The organism is Lacrimispora sphenoides, assembly GCF_900105215.1.
Taxonomy (GTDB): domain Bacteria; phylum Bacillota; class Clostridia; order Lachnospirales; family Lachnospiraceae; genus Lacrimispora; species Lacrimispora sphenoides_A.
In genome coordinates this window covers 2919878-2939582 of sequence record NZ_FOIP01000001.1, presented here as the reverse complement: position 1 = coordinate 2939582, position 19705 = coordinate 2919878, and the positions used below count along the sequence as shown (strand labels likewise).

The following is a 19705-nucleotide window of genomic DNA, read 5'->3' as shown; positions in this document are numbered from 1 at the left end:
CCCATACGGACAGCCTGCATCAACATGTACTGTTTGATCTCTCTGATTTATTATTGCCCCAAAAAGAAAAAGAAAAAGACTTTCAATGCACTTATTCTGAAAAATATTAAATGTTCAGAATAAATACATTAAAAGTCTGGTAACCATTGTCTGGCATGCACCACCAGGCTGCCCTTTGGCAGTCAGGATGTTGACGATGCATTAAAACTACTCCCTCTTAATGAAGCATATTTAATTGTAAATCAGATGCTTATGTCTTCGATCCAGACAATTATACGTTCTAAAGCTTTATTTGTCAATCATCATTTTCTTCTGTATGACTTTTCTCCTGCCATCCGTCACAGAATTACGTTTACTTTCATATAGTTACCGGAATTTTGTTCAATATCAGCGATCACTTCCGGGGTTTCTTCCATCGTAACGGTTTTGGTCAGTATTTTTCTCACATCTACCCTGCCTGAATGGATCAGCTCAATGGCTTCTTCAAATTCATTGGCACTGGTACGGGCACCGCGGATATCAATTTCCTTTCTGGTGATCATATCGGTAGGGAGCGGAGTTTCTTTTTTCGGCCATCCGGTCAACGTAATCCGGCCTGCGTTCGCTGTAATGTCCAGGGCAGAGCGGACTGCCGGGTTTGCACCAGAACACTCCATGACAAGCTCTGCCAAACGGCCATCGGTATATTCAAATACCTTTTCTGTCAGATTTTCTTCTGCTGAATGAATGGTATATTTTACTCCCAGCTCTTTTGCAAAAGAAAGGCGCTCAGCAACAACGTCAATAACAATAGGCACTGCCTCATAAGCCAGAGCTGACATGGCTGCCAGAAGACCGATGGGGCCTGCCCCTATGATCGCCACATGCTCCCCTTTCTTTAAACTGCCTCTGTGAATGCCATGTAAGGCAATGGTAAGAGGCTCTGCCATCGGTGCAATATCCCATGGCATATCTTCCGGAAGCTTCCACAGCATATCTGCCGGATGTACCATATAGTCGGACATTCCTCCCTCCACATGGACGCCAAGTACCTTTAAATCGGTACAGCAATTGGTTCGTCCAATGGAACAGGGGTAGCACTCTCCGCAAAAGAGATAGGGATCTACGATCACATGGTCTCCTGCTTTAATTCCTTTCCTGTTGTCCTCCGGAATGGATATTACCTCTCCCACAACCTCATGGCCGATAATCCTTGGATAGGATACCAGAGGATTGGTTCCCCGGTAAGCACCTATATCACTTCCACAGATACCTGCTGCCCGTACTTTTATAAGGGCCTGACCTTCCTTTGGCTCTGGTTTCTCATTGTCAATACATGCAACCTTCCACGGTTCTTCTAAATAAATAGCGCGCAATTTCTTTTACCTCCATTCATTATGTAAACAGTGGGAGGCCGTCAGCCTCCCAGATAAGCTTTTTTAATTTCATCAGAATCCATCAGTGCCTTGCTTTCTCCATGGGTAACAAGGTTACCCACTTCCAATACATAGGTCCTGTCAGATATGGACATGGCCATAAATGCATTCTGCTCCACGATAGCGATCGGTATATTTCTCACCTTATTTACGCGGACAATTACATCAAACATGTCATCAACAATGACTGGTGCAAGACCAAGGCTTGGCTCATCAAGCATCAAAAGCTCCGGATCTGACATTAGCCCTCTTGCTATGGCTAACATCTGCTGCTCGCCTCCTGACATGGAACCGGCTTTTTGTTTTGCCCGTTCCTTAAGCCTCGGAAAAATATCGTACTGTTCTTCCAGATGACGCTCCATTTCCGCCTTTGATAACTTTACAGAATAAGCGCCCATTTCCAGATTTTCCTGAACCGTCATATTGGGGAAAATTTCACGGCCCTCAGGGATATAAACAATCTTTTTACTTACCACCTTATGGGGAGGGAGGCCGCTTATGACCTGGCCGTTGTATTCGATGGTGCCGTTTTTCGGTTTATTGATTCCCATAATAGATTTCATCAGGGTAGTCTTTCCTGCTCCGTTGGCTCCGATGATGGATACGATTTCCCGGTCACCCACTTCAATGGATACGTCAAACAGAGCCTGAACCTTGCCATAATATACGTCAATGCCATTTACTTTAAGCATTTGAAGCCCCCCTTGCCATATTCTGTTTATACCGGTCGCCTAAATACGCCTTAATTACCAACGGATCCTGCTGTATTTCTTCCGGTGTGCCTTCGGCAATTTTAGCTCCAAAGTTAATAACGGTAATATAATTGCTGATATTCATGATAACATCCATATTGTGCTCAATGAGGAAAATATCGATGCCGGAATCAAATACCTTAAGCATAATATTTACAAATTCCACACGTTCGGAGGGATTGAGTCCTGCGGCAGGTTCATCTAAGAACAGAAGTCTTGGATCTGACATGAGAGACCTGGCAAGCTCCGTAAGTTTCTGTTTTCCATAAGGCATATTGGACGGATACTCTTCTGCCAGATCCTTTAATCCCATAAACTCCAGGATCTGATCTGCTTTTTCATTCATAAGCTTCTCTTCCCTGTATGCGTTCTTAATATCAAACAGAAAAGGTACAAAGCCCTGCTTCCGGTCTGTCATATTTCCCATCATTAAGTTTTCTTTCACTGTCATGGAACGATATAACTTTAAATTCTGGAAGGTCCGGCTGCAGCTGGTCTGGGCGATCTGATGGGCACTCATACCGCTTATTTTCGTATTCTCATGGTAAATCTCACCCTCTGTTAACGGCAGAAGGCCGGTGATCATATTGATAGCAGTTGACTTACCTGCTCCGTTTGGTCCGATCAAAGCATGAATAGTACGTTCTTTCATATCCAGAGACAGATCATTTACCGCAACCAGCCCGGAAAAACGTTTTGTTACATGTTTCAGGGTTAAAATAGATTTTCCTTCTCTGTTATCTGCCATTTGCCTGCACTCCTTTCCCTGCTTTTGCTGCCCTCTTCTTACCCTTAAATAGAGAAACGATCCCATTTGGCATAAAGATGACAAACAGCAGAGTGATGATTGAAAATACCAGCCAGTAGTAATTTTCCATGAATCTTAATAATTCCGGCACTAAAGTAACCAGAATCGCCCCGAGCACATTGCCTGGCACAGAGCCGATTCCTCCGATAACCAACATGACAACGTAGTTAATGGAATACTCAAGGTTATACGCACTAGGATTGATGAAACCAACGTAATGGGCATAAAGGCTTCCTGCCACTGTTGCATAAACAGCTGCAAGGGTAAACGCTAAAATCTTAATGGACGCAATGTTGATCCCTCCTGCTTCCACCGCATCCGGATTATCCTTAACTGCCAGGAAAGCCCGTCCCCATTTGGAGTTAACAATCCGGTATGCGTTAAAGATAAGAATGACCGCTATGACCAGATAGAGATAGTAAATCTCTTTATTGGTCTGGAACTTATGGCCCAGGATAGAAAATGGGGGAATTCCCGTTACGCCCAATGCTCCTCCTGTCAGGCCTGTTAAATTCGTCATCAGAATACGGACAATTTCAGAAAAACCAATGGTAGTAAGGGCTAAATATACTCCGGACACCCTTAAGGAAGGATAGCCAAGACCCATTCCTATTAAAAATCCCATACCCACGGCTGCAATTAAGCAAATCCATGGATTGATCCCAAGTCTTGTTGCCAGCAGGGAAGACGTATATGCTCCCATAGAGAATATACCGGCAGTTCCCAGATTCATCTGACCGGTAAGGCCGGTTATGAAATTAAGACCCACTACTATAATGATATTAATTAATACCTGGATCATCAGATTCAGATGATAGTTATTGGAAATAAACATGGGTAGGATCGCTGCCAGAGCAATGGCTGCTGCTGCAATTAATGCCGATGTTTTGTTTATTTTCATTGCTTTCCTCCTCCCTTATCTCTTATTTCCCAGAATTCCTGACGGTCTCACCAACAAGAAAATGATTAACAGTACAAATGACAAACAGTCTTTATAAACAGACGGAATCAGCATACTTCCAAAGATTTCAACCACTCCAAGTAGGATACCCCCCACAATTGCCCCTGGAAGGTAGCCAAAGCCGCCGATGACACCGGAGGCAAATCCTTTTAAACCGATCATGGATGACATTTGAAGTTCCACATTGAATATAGGAATTACCAGGATTCCGATGGTGGCACAGACAATCGCTGATAAACCAATGGTAAAGGCGATGTTCATGGGAACATTGATTCCCATTAAGGATGCTGCCGTTTTATTTTCCGATACACAACGCATGGCTTTTCCGGTCTTGGTTGCTTTAAAGAAAACCTGAAGGCCAGCGGTAATTAAGGAACATACCACAATTATAACCAAATGAGCTTTTGAGACTACCACAGAACCAAAGTGAATGGATCCTCTCATGAAATTATCCAGTGTAAAGGGAAGAGGCCCCCAGATCAGGCGAACCGACTCTATCATGATCCTGCCAAGGATAACGGTTCCGATCACTGCGAATAAATTGGTGGAAAGCTTGCTTAGCGGATTAAAAATTACAAACGCGCTGACAATACCTAATAAAAACATGGTAAGAATTGTGAAAAGAATTGCTAGTATCGGCGGAAGCCCAAGACCCAGCACATAGGTACCGGCAAACATATAAGCTCCAAATAAGATGAACTTATCATGGCTGAAATTTAGTAATCCTGTTGCGTTCCAGATAAGAGTGTACTCAATACCTACCAGAGCATAGATAAAGCCCATGGCAATACCGGTAATGAGCAGCTGTACAAATACCTGCATATGTAGAACCTCCTCGTTATTTGCACCCGGCAGCTGTTTTAAGCCGCCGGGTGCCGTTTATTCCCTTTTTATAATCAGTCTAAGGATACCTGTTTGGATACAGACATATTCTTTTCTCCGTTAAACTCCAGAATATAAAGGTTCGTATTCATCTCTCCCTGCTCAGAGCAGTTAAGCTTTCCAAATACAGCATTAAAATCTTTTGTTTCAGAAAGAGCCTTGCGAATATCTTCCGGTTTATCGGAGCCTGCCCGCTCAATGGCATCGGCTGTTAAGTAAGCTGCAGTATAATACATCGCTGCATAACGTTCCACGTCAGCTCCCCAGCGTGTCTTAAAATCATCTAAGAATTTCTTCATGGTCTCATTGGTCTGGTCTGCATAGAAATCTGTAGATGCATAAGTACCTTCCAGCTGTTTTGCATCGCATAAATCATAGGTCTGGGACTGTGCCAGAGCATTAGGTCCAACATGAGGAAGATCTCCCATACCAAGCTCGTCCAACTGGCGGACAATCAAAGCCGCCTCTGCGTCATGGGAAAAATCAAAGATAACATCAGGTCCCCAGCCTTTTATTTTGGAAAGCTGTGATGTTAAGTCCTTATCGCCAGATGTAAATCCTTCTGAGTAATACTCAATGCCATTCTTTTCGCAATACAGTTTTGTGGCATTGTCGGCCGCTACACCGTAATCATCAGTATCATAGAGAGCTCCAACCTTTGCAGCACCAAACTGGTCCTTGGCAAACTCCACCATAGCCGGTCCAACGGCTCCGTCAGAAACGGATATACGGAAAAAGTATGGATTCTGTGCTTCTAAAAGCTTTGGTGAGGTAGCAGCGCTGATGAACGGAACTCCTGCCTTCCGATATAATTCCTGAGTTGCAGATGCCATGGGAGAAGTATGAGGTCCGATTGATACCGAAACATTCTCACCCAGAATCTTATTGACTGCATTTACCGCACCTGTGGGAGTCCCTGTGTCATCAACCAGAACCATCTCCAAAGGTCTTCCACCCAGCACTCCGCCTTTGGCGTTGATTTCTTCAAACGCCATGGTTACGGCCTGCTTCATACGAAGCCCACCGGCTGCCATAGGGCCGGTTACCATGTTGGATACTCCCACCTTGATCGGAGCACCGGTAGCCGTTGACTGGGCTCCTGCCTGCGTTTTCCCTGAAGACGAAGCTTTCGCTGCACCTGATGTACTGCTGCCGCAGCCAGCCAGGGATGAGACAGCCATACCAACCGCCAATGCCATGCATAAAACTTTTTTCATCCTTCTCATGTTGTAATCCTCCTCTTACGAATTATGAGTTCAATTAAATCGATTTAGAAATATATTAATTCAGCAGTAATATATTTTCATGGCGCTAGTATACTATATCAGTGTTTGAAAAGCAATAATAAATATTTTTTTAACAAGGATTTTGTTTCTTTTATCCATTTAAAACCTCTGTTTCTTGTGCACTTTAACGATAATAATCATTTTCCATGTGATAATTGTATAATTTTTTATTTATATTTATTATTTTCATCCATGGTAAAAACATTACTTGTACCGTATACTGTACCTATTGTGCTATTTTTTCTTGAAAGTAATATATTGATTACAATTTAAAATATCCATGTCCGAATCTTTCCGTGACATAGCTATAACACAAAGGAGCGCTGAAATGACAAAAAATTTTACCCAAAACCCGGGAGAGTCTGCACGTGAATATGCCCTTCGGTTTCTTCTGGACCAGATTATTAACCTGGAATTCACGCCGGGACAAAAAATCTCTGATATAGAAATTTCAAAGGAATTAAACATCAGCCGGACTCCGGTCAGAGAAGCCATTCTTTCTCTGACCAATGGCCATTTGATCGAAAGCTATCCTCAAAAGGGAATTTTTATTTCTTTGATCGATAGTAATATCGTGGAACAGGTATGTACCATGAGGAAAATGATTGAAGGGCCGCTGGCAGAAATGAGCTGTGATTTTATTACCCAGGAACACATGGATAACTTATATGACTATATAACGCTCCAGAAAGATTACGCATCCAACGGACCGAGGGAGAACTTCGAGAAATTTCTGACTCTGGATATTGCTTTCCACAAAGAATTTTATGATATATGCGGAATGACCTTTATCTATGACACCATGCAGACCATCATGCCTCACTTTGACAGGCAGCGAAAGCTGAGTTATCAGATCAATGTATCAGACCGTGTCATCAGCGATCACTCCGCCATCTGCAAAGCCATCATGGAAAAGGATAAGAAAAAGGCTTCTGAAGCCATGATCCAGCACATATCCACAGCATTGGCAGATCAGACCATACTTAAAAAAGAATTTCCCGATTATTTTATTTAATGGATTGGTACCATATTTTGATACGATAAGGAGCCGTAAAACAAGACTGTTTTACGGCTGCTATATTTTGCCGGATCTTTATTATTTCTGCAGTTCGCCGGCCGGCACAGATTTTGTCACAATCACATCTGCATCATATCCAAGAATATTTTCCACGATAACCGTTCCGGCTGTCACAGGTGCTGTCAGACCGCACTTCTTTATCTCTTCCATGGCATCAAAGATTCTGGCTTTTGGGATCGGGCTCGTCAGACGTACGCTGGCTAATGGAAGAATTCCTCCTTTTACCAGAACTGAAGTTGCAATATTACGACGGGGATCGATCAGTTCCTGCTTCACATAAATCTCTCCTCTTGGACAGAGGGCGCCATCTATGGACCGTATCAGGCTGCCGCCGTCTTCTTTTATTTCTATATCTGCGCTTATTTCGCACCCGTTCGGACAGATAATACAGGTAAATTCCTTCATCATTCTACGCACACCTCCAAATCTGAGCCGGACACCAGCTTTTCATGAGAGATGACAAAGCGAATCATTTCTGCGGGTATGGCTTTTTTCTTCTTTTTAGCAGCCACTTCCGTCCCGGCCTGGCGCACAACAATGCGGCAGTCCTTCATCGGTCTTTTTACCCTTAAGGACAACGTGAATTCTTTCGTTCCGCTGACTCTTTGAGGTACCGTATACCCGATATTGCAGTCGGTTTTAATCGCAATGGCAGCTGGTTTGAGACTTCCCTCTTTTACGTATTCCGCCACTGAATCGGCCAGACTCTCCGCCTCTATCGAGACAAAATCAACCAGGTCATGTACATGAAGGACGTTTCCTGCGGCAAAGATCCCTTCTGCGTCAGTCTGGAAATATTCGTCTACAAGAACGCCCCTGGTCCGTTCATCTAAGATAACTCCAGCATCCAGGGATAGTTCATTCTCCGGAATCAGGCCGACGGAAAGAATGAGCGTATCACACTGGTACTCTTTTTCAGTTCCTGGGATGGGCATAAAATTCTCATCTACCTGAGAGACAGTGACACCGGTAAGCCTGGTATTTCCATGAATTGCGGTTATTCCATGGCTTAAATACAATGGTATGTCATAATCATTAAGGCACTGTTCGATATTGCGCGGCAAACCGCTGGGATAAGGCTGGATTTCAAATACAGCCTTTACATGAGCCCCTTCCAGAGTAAGCCGGCGGGCCATAATCAAACCGATATCTCCAGAACCCAGTATTACCGCTTCCTTAGCCGGCATGGTATTAAACAGATTCATATAAGCCTGGGCAACGCCTGCTGTAAATACGCCCGCAGGCCGCTCACCCGGAATCCCAATGGCTCCCCTTGTCCGCTCGCGGCAGCCCATGGTCAGGATCACTGCCTTTGCCTGCCAGGTTCTCATGCCCTCCCCGGAAACTGCCGTCACCTGTCTTTCACGGGTCACCTCCAGTACCGTTGCATCTGTTATGTAAGGAATATTCAGTTCTTCTATTGTGTCAATGAAACGCTGTGCATATTCAGGACCGCTTAAGGCAGTCTGAAAGCGGGTCAGTCCGAATCCGTCGTGAATGCATTGACGCAGGATGCCTCCCAGCTGCTTTTCCCGCTCAATGATCAGCAGGTTACGAATTCCGCGGCGGTAAAGTTCCGCCGCTGCTGCAAGCCCGGCAGGTCCTCCGCCTATAATTACAACATCCACCTGTTCTACCTGGATCTCTTTTCGTTCTGCATTCATGACTCCACCTCCTGCCGTACTTTGCCAAAGAACATATTAGAACCTTTTCTGGCATATTGGATTTGATCTTCTTTTTTCCCCAGCTCCTGCCCCAGCAGCTGTGCAATGCGCATCTGGCAGTACCCGCCCTGGCAGCGCCCCATCATCGAGCGTGTTCTATACTTAATCCCGGTTAAGGTGTCAACTCCCAGAGGATTATGGATTGCCTGTAGGATTTCTGCCTTAGTCACCTTTTCACAACGGCAGATCACCTCTCCGTATTCCGGATTTTCCAGAATTTTAAGGTTCTGCTCTTCTTTTGAAAGCTCCGCAAACCGCACCACACCTTTGCGTATGGGATTAAAGGAGGAGTTAAGGGTAAGCGTTTCTCTCTCCGCCATGAGCCCTACCGCATAGCGGGCAATCGGAACAGCCGCAGTCAGTCCGGGAGATTCTATGCCTACCAGATTGATGGCTCGCAGGGCTGCCGAATCCTGCACCTCAATTTTAAAATCCTGGATTGCTCCATTCTCATCTACCCATTTGGGAAGGATTCCGGAATAATTACGGATATAATCCTTCTTATGGATGCAGGGCCATAAGTCGGAGGCACTTCTTGCTAAATAGTCCATATTGTCCTGGGATACGCCATAATATGTAAAATTCTCTGTCAGATCCGCATTGGGCCCGACGATCACATTGCCATCTGTCGTGTTGGTCACGTGGATCCCCATATAGGTATTGCTGGGAACCGGATATACCGGCATGGGAAGCAAAGGACCGGTCCTTTTATCCAGAATGATGTAATCTCCCTTGGAACCTATGATCTTATAACTGCCCATACCAAGCAGCTCCGATATTTTTCCGCAGCCTAAGCCGGCACTGTTCACTACCCAGCGGCCGTAAAAGGTTCCGCCGGATGCGGTGATCACATAATTGGAATCCGCATCTCTTTCAATGGCTGTCACCTCGCGGTCAAAGAAATAATCCACACCATTTTCTGCTGCATTCTCAGCCAGGGCAATGGTATATCCGAAAGGATCTACGATTCCGCTTTCAGCGGAGTACATGGCAAATTCCCCTACCACAGCAGGAACCAGTTCATGAAGCCGATCTTTTCCGATCAGCTCCATACCGTTTACTCCATTGGCTTTGCCCTGCTTCATGGTCCGTTCCAGCGCTTCCTGATCCTCCGGTGTATTACCTACCAGAACCTTTCCGCAACGTTTAAAAGGAAAATCCAGTTCTTCGGAAAGTTGTCCCATGATTTGGTTGCCTTCTACACACAGTTTTGCTTTTAAAGAACCAGTGTCATACGCGAATCCTCCGTGGACCACCCCGGAATTTCGTCCGCTCGTCTCGCAGCAGACATCCAGATTCTTTTCCAAAACGCCTATTTTTAAGCGATATCTGGACATTTCCCTCGCAATTGCGCTTCCAATGACCCCGCCTCCGATAATAAGTACATCATATAATTGTTTCAATATTTTTGACCTCCAGAAATAAATGAACACTATAGGACGAATATTCATCCTACAAATATATTTTATTTTTATCACATTTTATGGAATAAGTCAAGAAAAAGCAAAAAATAAGGCATATACTCATCCCATGAATATATGCCTTATCTCTTCCTGCATGATTTCAGACCATGATTTAATCAGGTTCTCTCCCGGTCTTCTTCCTTATAGCGGTTTTCGTTGTACATTAAGTGGAAATACATTGCCTGCTGTGCCTCTACAGGCTTCCGGTCCCTGATCGCCTCATAAATCCTGCGATGTGACAATAACGTCTGGGCATATTCAGTCTCCCGGACCGAACCGGCAAAGACCCGGACCCCGTCGGTAATGACAGGCACCAGGTTTGCTATGACCAGATTATGGCTGCAGTTGGCAATCTGGGCATGGAACTGGGAATCCCTTTCCGAATAATCCTCCCGGTTCTCCATCATCTTTTCTAACTCCAGAAGTATCTGTTCCAGGCAAAGGATTTGATCCAAATCCGCGTTCTGGGCCGCCAGGGCTGCAATCGGGGGCTCCAGCATAACCCGGATCTGGATCAAATCCTCTGTCAGCTTTCTTCTGTCTTCTATCATGGTAAATCCCAGAGGATCATCGGCCACACCATTTTTATCCGACAGAAAGGTCCCCGATCCCTGGCGGATAGTGACAATATTCCGGGACATCAGGATCCTTAAGGCTTCACGGACCGTATTACGCCCTACCCCCAGAACTTCAGACAGTTCCGCCTCGGTGGGTAATTTGTCTCCTGCAGTGTATCCTTCTTCCTGTATGATCTGCAATAATTTTTGGGCGGCAATTTCTGCCAGTGTCTGTTTTTCCATGATAAACTCCTTCCCCGTTCCTGACCTGCATTTATGTAAGTCAATCGGATATTTGCAATCCGCTTCGCTACTACTCATAACCTCATAGCTGCTATCGCAGCTTGTCAGATGGGGCTTGCACCCCTACTTACTTGATGAGGTAAAAAAACAGACAGCAGACGGATATTGGCCTATCTGCTGTCTGCCAAAAGGCATAGCTGTTTTATTCTGTTTCTTTTGATCCTGTTTCTTTTTCAGCTTTTTTCTCTTCTGTCTTTCCGGCCAGATCTCCCGGCTTCATGCTTAAGTTGATTCTGCCCATCTTGTCGACTTCCATTACCTTAACGGTTACTTCGTCACCGATGTTGACAACATCCTCAACCTTTGCCACCCTCTTATCTGACAACTTGGAAATGTGAACCATACCATCCTTGTTTGGAGCCAGTTCAACGAAAGCACCAAAGTTCATGATTCTGACAACCTTGCCTTTGAAAATCTGTCCTGCTTCGATTTCCGTAACAATGCTCTTAATGATCTGGATCGCACGGTCGATCATGGCCTGATCGGTTCCGCATACAGATACATTTCCGTCATCGTTAATATCGATCTTTACGCCGGTTTCTTCAATGATCTTATTGATCACTTTCCCCTGCTTACCTACTACATCACCGATCTTCTGAGGATCAATGGAAATCCGGTCGATCTTCGGAGCATACTTGCCTACTTCCTTACGTGGCTCTGCAATGGCTTTTGCCATAACCTCATCAAGAATGTAAAGCCTTGCCTCTCTGGTGGTGCGGATAGCTTCCTCAATGATCGGTCTTGTAAGGCCGTGGATCTTAATATCCATCTGGATCGCAGTGATACCCTTGTGGGTACCTCCAACCTTAAAGTCCATATCGCCGAAGAAATCTTCCAGACCCTGAATATCGGTTAAGACGATGTAATCATCATCGGAATCTCCTGTAACAAGTCCGCAGGAAATACCTGCAACAGCCGATTTAATAGGAACACCGGCAGCCATTAAGGACATGGATGAGGAACAGATGCTTGCCTGGGAGGTAGATCCATTGGATTCCATGGTCTCGGAAACGGTACGGATCGCATATGGGAATTCTTCCTCAGACGGAAGAACCGGAATCAATGCTCTCTCTGCCAGGGCACCATGGCCGATCTCACGGCGTCCCGGTCCTCTGGAAGGTCTTGTCTCTCCTACGGAGAAGGACGGGAAATTATAGTGGTGCATATATCTCTTGGAGGTTTCCATATCATCAATGCCATCTAATCTCTGGCTTTCTGATAATGGAGCCAAGGTACAAATATTTAAAATCTGTGTCTGGCCGCGGGTGAACATGGCGGAACCATGAACTCTTGGAAGCATATCGATTTCTGCTGCCAGATGACGGATCTGATCCATGGCACGGCCATCAGGACGCTTATGGTCTTTTAAGATCATCTTGCGGACAGTCTTTTTCTGGTACTGGTAAATGGCTTCTCCAAGCACTGACAGCCATTCTTCCTTATCTGCAAAGGCTTCTTCCAGTTTTGCGGTGATATTACGGATGTTTTCTTCTCTTATCTGCTTTTCATCGGTAAATACGGCAACTTCCATCTCCTCAGGAGTAACGGTTTCCCTGATGGCAGCAAATAACTCTTCCGGCACTGCGCAGCTGGTGTACTGGTGCTTCGGCTTTCCGCACTCTGCTACAATGGTGTCAATGAATTTGATAATTTCCTGGTTTACTTCATGAGCCCTAAAAATGGCCTCGATCATCTTATCTTCCGGCACCTCATTGGCTCCGGCCTCGATCATGATGACTTTTTCTCTTGTAGATGCAACCGTAAGCGCCATGTCGGAAACCTGCTTCTGAGCCTGGGTCGGATTGATGACGAATTCTCCGTCTACAAGTCCCACCTGGGTGGAAGCGCATGGTCCGTTAAAAGGAATATCGGAAATGCAGGTTGAAATGGCTGAGCCTAACATCGCTGTCAGCTCAGGACTGCAATCCTGGTCTACAGACATAACGATGTTATCTAAAGTCACATCGTTACGGTAATCTTTTGGAAACAGAGGTCTCATTGGACGATCAATGACACGGGAGGTCAAAATTGCATTCTCAGACGCTTTTCCCTCTCTTTTGTTGAAGCCGCCTGGGATCTTTCCTACGGCGTATAATTTTTCTTCGTATTCTACGCTCAGTGGGAAGAAATCGATTCCGTCTCTTGGTTTGTCAGAAGCAGTTGCGGTAGCTAATACAACGGTATCGCCATAGTGCATAAGTGCCGCGCCGCTTGCCTGCTTTGCTACTCTGCCGACATCAACGGTTAATGTTCTGCCGGCCAGTTCCATACTATAACTCTTGTACATACTGGTATCTCCTTTTACTGGATTAATATTTATATTAACAGTAGAAGACGCCGAAACTACTGATCTGCGCGCAATAATGAAAAAATGAGTTTGATTATGCGGCCCGCTGGGGGCATAAGCAGATTCTGCCTTGGGCAGAATCCGCAGCCGCAAATTCGGGACTTTCAGTCCCTCATTCGCGGCTGCTCGCCAAGAGACTGGAAGGGGGCACGGATATGCATGCATATCCGTGCCCCCTTCCCGCCTCTTTGCTCTGCTTATTACGCGCACATCAGCGGTCTCGGGGAATGCTTCTACTTTTAATATTCTTTTCCTAATAGACAGATAGGGTGGAGATGTCCTCCACCCTAAATGGTTTATTATTTTCTGATTCCTAACTTCTCGATCAATGAACGATAGCCTTCTAAGTCTGTCTTCTTTAAGTAATCAAGAAGACCCCTTCTCTGTCCAACCATCATCAGAAGTCCTCTTCTGGAATGATGATCTTTTGGGTTCTTCTGAAGGTGATCAGTTAATTCTGTAATTCTTTCTGTCAGAATTGCGATCTGTACTTCCGGTGAACCTGTGTCTCCGGCTTTTCTGCCAAATTCAGCGATGATAGCTGCTTTCTTTTCCTTTGAAATCATGTTGATTTCCTCCTTTAGTCTTAAAGTCTCACCTCATACCAAGTATTGGTTGGAGTATCCAAAATACCAAGTATCGGCGCGTATTTGTACTGATACAGTTTACCACAGGGCAATATGGTTGTCAATTATTTCTAATAAATTACAACCGGCGAATTAATAATTAAAACCTCTGTTTATAATATACCTAAGATCGATTTATTATAATCACCCTGCAAACCCTTTCTTCAATAAATATTCCCCATTTTTTCCATATAAATTCCAAAATCCGTTTTTTTCATCTTCTTTATAAGCATTTTCCTGATTTCTGCCATATCTGCCTTTGCAAGCTTCTTATCCTTCACCACACATTCCCCTGCAACGTATACGGCCTCCACATTGGAAGGATTGGCGCTGTAAACGAGGGCAGAATAGGGATTGTAAACCGGAAACATATTAGCAGAGCAGGTTTCAACTAAAACAAGATCCGCCTGCTTTCCCGGTTCCAGGGAACCTGTGTGGTCATAAAGGCCAAGGGCCTTTGCTCCCAGATCCGTAGCCATTGACACAATGGTTTCCGCCGGAAATGCGCTCCGGTCTCTGGTTTCATTTTTATGAAAATCGGCACAAAGCTTCATTTGCGTAAAAATATCAAGAGTATTTCCGCTTGCAGGGCCATCCGTTCCAAGGCCTACCGGGATTCCCATCCGAAGCATGGAGCTTACCGGTGCCACGCCCTTTGCCGCCTTTGTATTGGAGCCGATGCAGTGAGCCACCCTTGCTTCCCGTTCCTTTAAAAGCAAAAGATCCTCTTCCTCCATATGAATGCAGTGGGCTGCCAGAGTCTCTTTTCCCAATACCCCGATGCTGTCCAAATACTGAACCGGGGACATGCCGTATTCCTTCCGGAAATAATCCATTTCATAATCCATTTCCGCCGTATGTAAAGTAAAAGGAACCTTTAAGGACGAATCCAGACGGTAGGCTTCCAAAAGCAGTGTTTTCCCGCAGGTATTAGTTCCATGAGGAGCAATGCAGGCTGATATTCGGGGGTGGGATTGATATTTTTTTATCAATTCTTCCCCATAAGCCAATGCCTGATAAGGATCACTGAAATCGCAGGCACCTTCTTCCATCACTGTCTGCCCTGCAATCCCTCTCATTCCCATCTCATCCATGGCCCTTGCAGCTTCTTCCTCAAAGTAATACATATCAAGAGCTGTGGTCACGCCGCCAAGAAGCATCTCCCCTGCCGCGTAGCGGGAAGACAGGTATACAAGCTCTTCATCCATGGCCTTTTGCTCCATCGGAAGCAAAAATACCCGGAGCCGGTCCTTGCAGTCATCCCCAAGTCCACGGAAAGGGATCATCCCCATATGCGTATGGAGATTCACCATTCCCGGCATCAGGATGCCGTTCTTTCCGTCCACTGTCACCGTATCCAAATGCCAGGCTTCTTCCGGTAAATCCTTCATACCTCCCACCGCTGCGATGATATCATTTTCAAACATCACAAAACCGGGATCGTGAATTTCCCTCTGATCATTCATTGTTACCACAGTTACATTTATGATTATCGTTCTCACATTTATCAACCTTTTCCTTATTTCTGCCCAAATTGAGGAGACATAAAGGCACACCCATTGGCTGTCTCTGTATTATTTTTTTAAGACTCGTATGTTTCCACCAAAGGAACCCTTTGCTTCATCATTACATCAAACAGGCCCTTGTCGCTTATCTTTAATTCCGGGGAAACCAGTAGCGTCAGGGTGGAAATGGACATGATAACATTGCTGTTCACATACCCCATGGCCTCGATTTCCTCCCGCACCTCAGCCAGTTCCTCTGAAAGCTTTGGGAGACTTCCGTCGGAGAGGATTCCTCCTACAGGAAGGGCTGCGGAAGCTGTGATTTTACCGCCCCGGGCTGTTACATAACCGCCCTGCATATGAACCACCCGGTTCTGGGCAAGCACCATATCCTCCACTGAATTTCCAAGCACCAGCAGATTATGGCTGTCATGACTCCAGGTGGTTGCCACCGCTCCGGGAGACTTTAAGGCATGTTCCACAAGTCCATAGGAAACATCTCCTGTCTTTCCGTAGCGTTCAAATACCATTGCCAGGGAAAGTCCTGCCTCCTGCCAGCATATGCAGCGGTTCCTGACGGGAATTTCCCTTTTCACATGCTTAACCCTTGTTCCAAAATCCTGAATCTCCATGACATTTACGGTTGCTGTTCCCTCCCGTATCTCGCACCGGTTCAGTTTAAAATCGGAAGCCAGAGCCAGGCGACATTTTACAGACTGGTAAAAATGGTCCGGGAAAACTGCTTTTGGGGAATCCGGACTTTTTATATGCTGTTTTCCGTTTTTATAAACCGCAGAAGGGCAAAAGCTTACCAGATCATCAAGTACAACGAAATCCGCCAGCTTTCCGGGCGCAATCATTCCCCTGTCATCAAGGCCCATTCTCCGCGCAGGTGTAAGGGTCCCACAGTAAATAGCCTTCTCTGCCGGCATTCCCTGCTCAACAGCCAATTTAAGGATCTGGTTTAAATGGCCCTTTGCCAGATGATCCGGCATGGTATCATCTGTTACAAGAGCCACATTTTCATAAAGACCATGGGATACCACCGTTTCTACCACATCAGATGTCAGGGATTTTGCCTGAAGCTCCAGAAACATGCCCATGTCCGTCTTTTCCAGTACTGACTCTGGGGTTTGCTGGGTATGGTCTGCATCCACGCCGCCCCGGATAAAGCCTGCCAGCGCTTCTCCTGACAGGGCAGGGCAATGCCCCTCAATCTTCAGCCTGCGGTCCCCGCTTTGACACAGCCTGATAATGCGTTTGATCAGGGTATCTTCCCCGGAAACTAAGTCTGAATCATTCATCACCTCTCCAAGGCAGATGACTTTATCCTCTTTTAAAAGCTCCCGGACCTCCTCTTCCCTGATTTGCCCGCCTGAGGTTTCTAAGCTGCTTCCGGTGGAAGGAACACTTGATGGAATCCCGTAATAAATATCCAGCTCCGTCTCCTGTTCCATAAAGCTTTTTATTCCTTCTAACCCGAATACATTGGCGATCTCGTGAGGGTCAGCCACCACACAGGTGACTCCCCAGGGCAGGGCCGCCCTGGAAAACTCTCCCGGATATGTCATGGAGCTTTCGATATGCATATGAATATCGATCAGTCCCGGTATAAAATATTTTCCTGTACCATCCACCACACATTCAGCCTCATAAGGAATTTTGTTCCCATAATAGGAGGAAGGGGAAATGTCGTAAAACCTTTCCCCTACAACCGCAATGTCCATTTTTTCAAAGCATTGCCTGTATGTCCGGTAGACCCATCCATTTTGAACAAGTAAGTCAACCTTCATTTTCCCTCTGTCCTTAATTATTGATTGTTCGGTTCCACTGATCAATCCAATCACTTAAGACCGGATTGACAAAGGAATAATCTAACACCTTTGCACTCTCTGCCGCAGGGCCATATGTCATATTTTCCGAATCTTCCTTGGAAACCTCCACTTGGTTATTGGTAGGTGCTTCATTTAAAGCCTTAGTGGTTTTATCCTGAAGCTCTTTGCTTAAACGGTAATTGATGTATGCGTAAGCCAGTTCCTTGTCTTTGCAGTTCTTGGTAATGCTGATGGTATTGAAATTTGCATAAGTAACGTCAGGAGTCACATACACCAGATCCGGGTTTGCCTCTTTAATGGTAGGAACACCGAAGTCGCCTACGATGGCAGCCTTGATTTCCCCGGAAGTAAACATATTGATTAAGTCCGAAGACTTTGCATAGGTCTTTACAAGGTTTGGCTTTAATTCCTCCAATGCCTCAAATGCGGCCGCTCCATTGTCACTGGTCACATCAACGCCCTTGTAATCGCTTGCCATATAAACCATGGCAGGACCAAAGGTAGTCGTGATATCCGGAATGGCAACGCTTCCTTCCAGCTCTGCCTTCCATAAATCATCAAAGCTCTTAATCTCAAAGCCCACTGCTTCCGGATCATACATAATACCGATGCTGTTGATGGTATAGGCAATTCCCTGTCCGGCGTCCGCCATAGTCTTTGCCGCTTTGATCAGATACTGGCTGTTCTCGATCTTACTTAAATCCAGAGGCTCAAATAAATCCTCTTCGATCCCCTTTGCCGTCATGGCCTGGGACAGCTCGATTACGTCAATGGTGGTTTGTGAGTCAGCAGAAAGCTTTGTGTAACGCTCATTGGTACTACCTGTCTCTGTAACGATCTTGCAGTTGTACTGGTCCTCAAAGGGCTTGTACACCTCTTCCTCAGAAATATCTTCGCTTAAGCCGTAAGTGGATAACACCAGTTTCTTTTCTTCTGAACCGCTCTTTTTCTCTCCTGCCGTTCCCGTAGCTCCGGCACCGCCGCAGCCCGTCAGTACAATGGCTGCACACAGGGATAATGCCAATACTTTCTTCATAATCATGATCCTCTCTTTTTTATAATTGACCGGCTGTATCAGCCGCAGTTACCTTATTACTGTCCATGTCCTCTGGTACATTCCTTTTAATTCACAAGAATCAGCTTAGATTCCGGCAGATAAAGGCGGATCCGGCTGCCCTCTTCATAAGCTTCTTCTGCCGGCCTGTTTACCAGGAACTTTCCGGCAGCGGTAAGAACCTCATACTGATAGCCCTTACCAAGAAATGTCCGGACGCCTACCGTACCTTCCAGGATATTGTTATCCTGTCCTTCTTCTGCCACCCGGATATCCTCCGGACGAATGGTGCCGGTACAGGTGCCATCCCTGTGTGTATTTTCTACGTTAAATACTGCGCCGGTCTCCGTTTTATATACATCTCCCTGTCTCTTTAAAGGAAGAAAATTCTCAAAACCAATAAATCTTGCAACAAATTCCGTATTTGGCCTTTGATAAATATTTTCCGGCGTGTCAAACTGTTCGATCACTCCCTGATTCATAACCGCCACTTTATCCGAGATGGAGAAGCACTCCTCCTGGTCATGGGTGACAAATAAGGTGGTAATGCCAAGCTTTTTCTGGATCCTCTTAATCTCCATTCGCATATTGATGCGCAGCTTTGCATCTAAGTTGCTTAAAGGCTCATCAAGGAGAAGAAGCTTCGGTTCAATTACTAACGCCCTGGCAAGGGCCACTCTCTGCCTCTGCCCGCCGGACATCTGCTGGGGAAAACGCCCGCGAAATTCCGTAAGACCGCAGACCTCCAGGATCTGATCCACTTTTTTATCAATTTCCGCTTTATCAAGCTTTCTCATCTTAAGCCCAAATGCCACATTGTCATATACGCTTAAATGGGGAAACAGGGCATAGCTTTGAAATACGATTCCAAAATTCCTCTTGTGGACCGGAACCTTGGTAAGGTCCTCCCCATCCAGAGCGAAAACTCCATTCTGGGGCTCAATAAACCCTGCTACCACCCGAAGGGTCGTAGTCTTTCCGCAGCCGCTTGGCCCCAAAAGGGAAACCAGCTCCCCTTCCTGCACTTCTAAATTCAATCCCTTTAAAATCTGTTTCTTCTTATCATAGCAGACATCAATATCCTGCAGTGTCATATACGCCATGGTTTC

General features: G+C 45.6%; 17 protein-coding genes. 1 reads left to right on the top strand and 16 read right to left on the bottom strand.

Annotation, left to right across the window (positions count from 1 at the left end):
• Positions 1–338: 338 nt before the first annotated feature.
• From BMW45_RS13400 to BMW45_RS13375, 6 genes are all read right to left on the bottom strand, one after another.
• Positions 339–1355: a zinc-binding alcohol dehydrogenase family protein gene (locus BMW45_RS13400; RefSeq protein WP_092244406.1), complete on the bottom strand. Its 1017-nt coding sequence runs from the start codon at positions 1353–1355 to the stop codon at positions 339–341.
• A 41-nt stretch (positions 1356–1396) separates the two neighbouring features.
• Positions 1397–2107: an ABC transporter ATP-binding protein gene (locus tag BMW45_RS13395; protein WP_025234424.1), complete on the bottom strand. Its 711-nt coding sequence runs from the start codon at positions 2105–2107 to the stop codon at positions 1397–1399.
• Positions 2100–2915, bottom strand: a complete 816-nt coding sequence (locus BMW45_RS13390) for an ABC transporter ATP-binding protein (RefSeq protein WP_092244403.1) — start codon at positions 2913–2915, stop codon at positions 2100–2102. The genes BMW45_RS13395 and BMW45_RS13390 overlap by 8 nt, the downstream gene beginning before the upstream one ends.
• Positions 2905–3876 (bottom strand): branched-chain amino acid ABC transporter permease, encoded by a 972-nt coding sequence (locus tag BMW45_RS13385; protein ID WP_092244400.1) that lies wholly within the window; start codon positions 3874–3876, stop codon positions 2905–2907. Before BMW45_RS13385 ends, BMW45_RS13390 begins: the two co-directional genes overlap by 11 nt.
• A 15-nt stretch (positions 3877–3891) precedes the next feature.
• On the bottom strand, positions 3892–4758 hold the full coding sequence (locus tag BMW45_RS13380; RefSeq protein ID WP_025234427.1) for a branched-chain amino acid ABC transporter permease: 867 nt from the start codon (positions 4756–4758) through the stop codon (positions 3892–3894).
• A 74-nt stretch (positions 4759–4832) separates the two neighbouring features.
• The gene (locus BMW45_RS13375; RefSeq protein ID WP_242883019.1) at positions 4833–6044 is read right to left on the bottom strand and encodes an ABC transporter substrate-binding protein; all 1212 of its coding nucleotides are present in this window, start codon (positions 6042–6044) and stop codon (positions 4833–4835) included.
• A 388-nt stretch (positions 6045–6432) separates the two neighbouring features.
• Here BMW45_RS13375 and BMW45_RS13370 point away from each other — a divergent pair, with 388 nt between their 5' ends.
• Positions 6433–7119, top strand: coding sequence for a GntR family transcriptional regulator (locus tag BMW45_RS13370; protein WP_092244397.1), 687 nt, complete (start codon positions 6433–6435; stop codon positions 7117–7119).
• Between the two features lie 81 nt (positions 7120–7200).
• Here BMW45_RS13370 and BMW45_RS13365 read toward each other — a convergent pair whose 3' ends face one another.
• From BMW45_RS13365 to BMW45_RS13320, 10 genes are all read right to left on the bottom strand, one after another.
• Positions 7201–7590: a DUF1667 domain-containing protein gene (locus BMW45_RS13365; RefSeq protein ID WP_092244394.1), complete on the bottom strand. Its 390-nt coding sequence runs from the start codon at positions 7588–7590 to the stop codon at positions 7201–7203.
• Positions 7587–8846 carry an NAD(P)/FAD-dependent oxidoreductase gene (locus BMW45_RS13360; RefSeq protein WP_092244391.1) on the bottom strand — a complete coding sequence of 420 codons (1260 nt, stop codon included), beginning with the start codon at positions 8844–8846 and terminating at the stop codon, positions 7587–7589. The genes BMW45_RS13365 and BMW45_RS13360 overlap by 4 nt, the downstream gene beginning before the upstream one ends.
• On the bottom strand, positions 8843–10309 hold the full coding sequence (locus BMW45_RS13355) for an NAD(P)/FAD-dependent oxidoreductase (protein ID WP_092244388.1): 1467 nt from the start codon (positions 10307–10309) through the stop codon (positions 8843–8845). The genes BMW45_RS13360 and BMW45_RS13355 overlap by 4 nt, the downstream gene beginning before the upstream one ends.
• Before the next feature lie 176 nt (positions 10310–10485).
• Complete coding sequence (locus BMW45_RS13350; protein WP_092244386.1) at positions 10486–11169, bottom strand: FadR/GntR family transcriptional regulator; 684 nt, start codon at positions 11167–11169, stop codon at positions 10486–10488.
• Positions 11170–11371: 202 nt separating this feature from the next.
• Positions 11372–13516, bottom strand: a complete 2145-nt coding sequence (locus BMW45_RS13345) for a polyribonucleotide nucleotidyltransferase (RefSeq protein ID WP_092246470.1) — start codon at positions 13514–13516, stop codon at positions 11372–11374.
• A gap of 359 nt (positions 13517–13875) precedes the next feature.
• Positions 13876–14142: a 30S ribosomal protein S15 gene (rpsO, locus tag BMW45_RS13340; RefSeq protein ID WP_024294143.1), complete on the bottom strand. Its 267-nt coding sequence runs from the start codon at positions 14140–14142 to the stop codon at positions 13876–13878.
• A gap of 224 nt (positions 14143–14366) precedes the next feature.
• Positions 14367–15704 carry an amidohydrolase gene (locus BMW45_RS13335; RefSeq protein WP_092244383.1) on the bottom strand — a complete coding sequence of 446 codons (1338 nt, stop codon included), beginning with the start codon at positions 15702–15704 and terminating at the stop codon, positions 14367–14369.
• A gap of 80 nt (positions 15705–15784) precedes the next feature.
• Positions 15785–17500: an adenine deaminase C-terminal domain-containing protein gene (locus BMW45_RS13330; RefSeq protein WP_092244380.1), complete on the bottom strand. Its 1716-nt coding sequence runs from the start codon at positions 17498–17500 to the stop codon at positions 15785–15787.
• 13 nt (positions 17501–17513) lie between these two features.
• Positions 17514–18578: an ABC transporter substrate-binding protein gene (locus BMW45_RS13325; protein WP_092246467.1), complete on the bottom strand. Its 1065-nt coding sequence runs from the start codon at positions 18576–18578 to the stop codon at positions 17514–17516.
• Positions 18579–18664: 86 nt separating this feature from the next.
• Positions 18665–19699: an ABC transporter ATP-binding protein gene (locus BMW45_RS13320; RefSeq protein ID WP_092244377.1), complete on the bottom strand. Its 1035-nt coding sequence runs from the start codon at positions 19697–19699 to the stop codon at positions 18665–18667.
• Positions 19700–19705 lie beyond the last annotated feature (6 nt).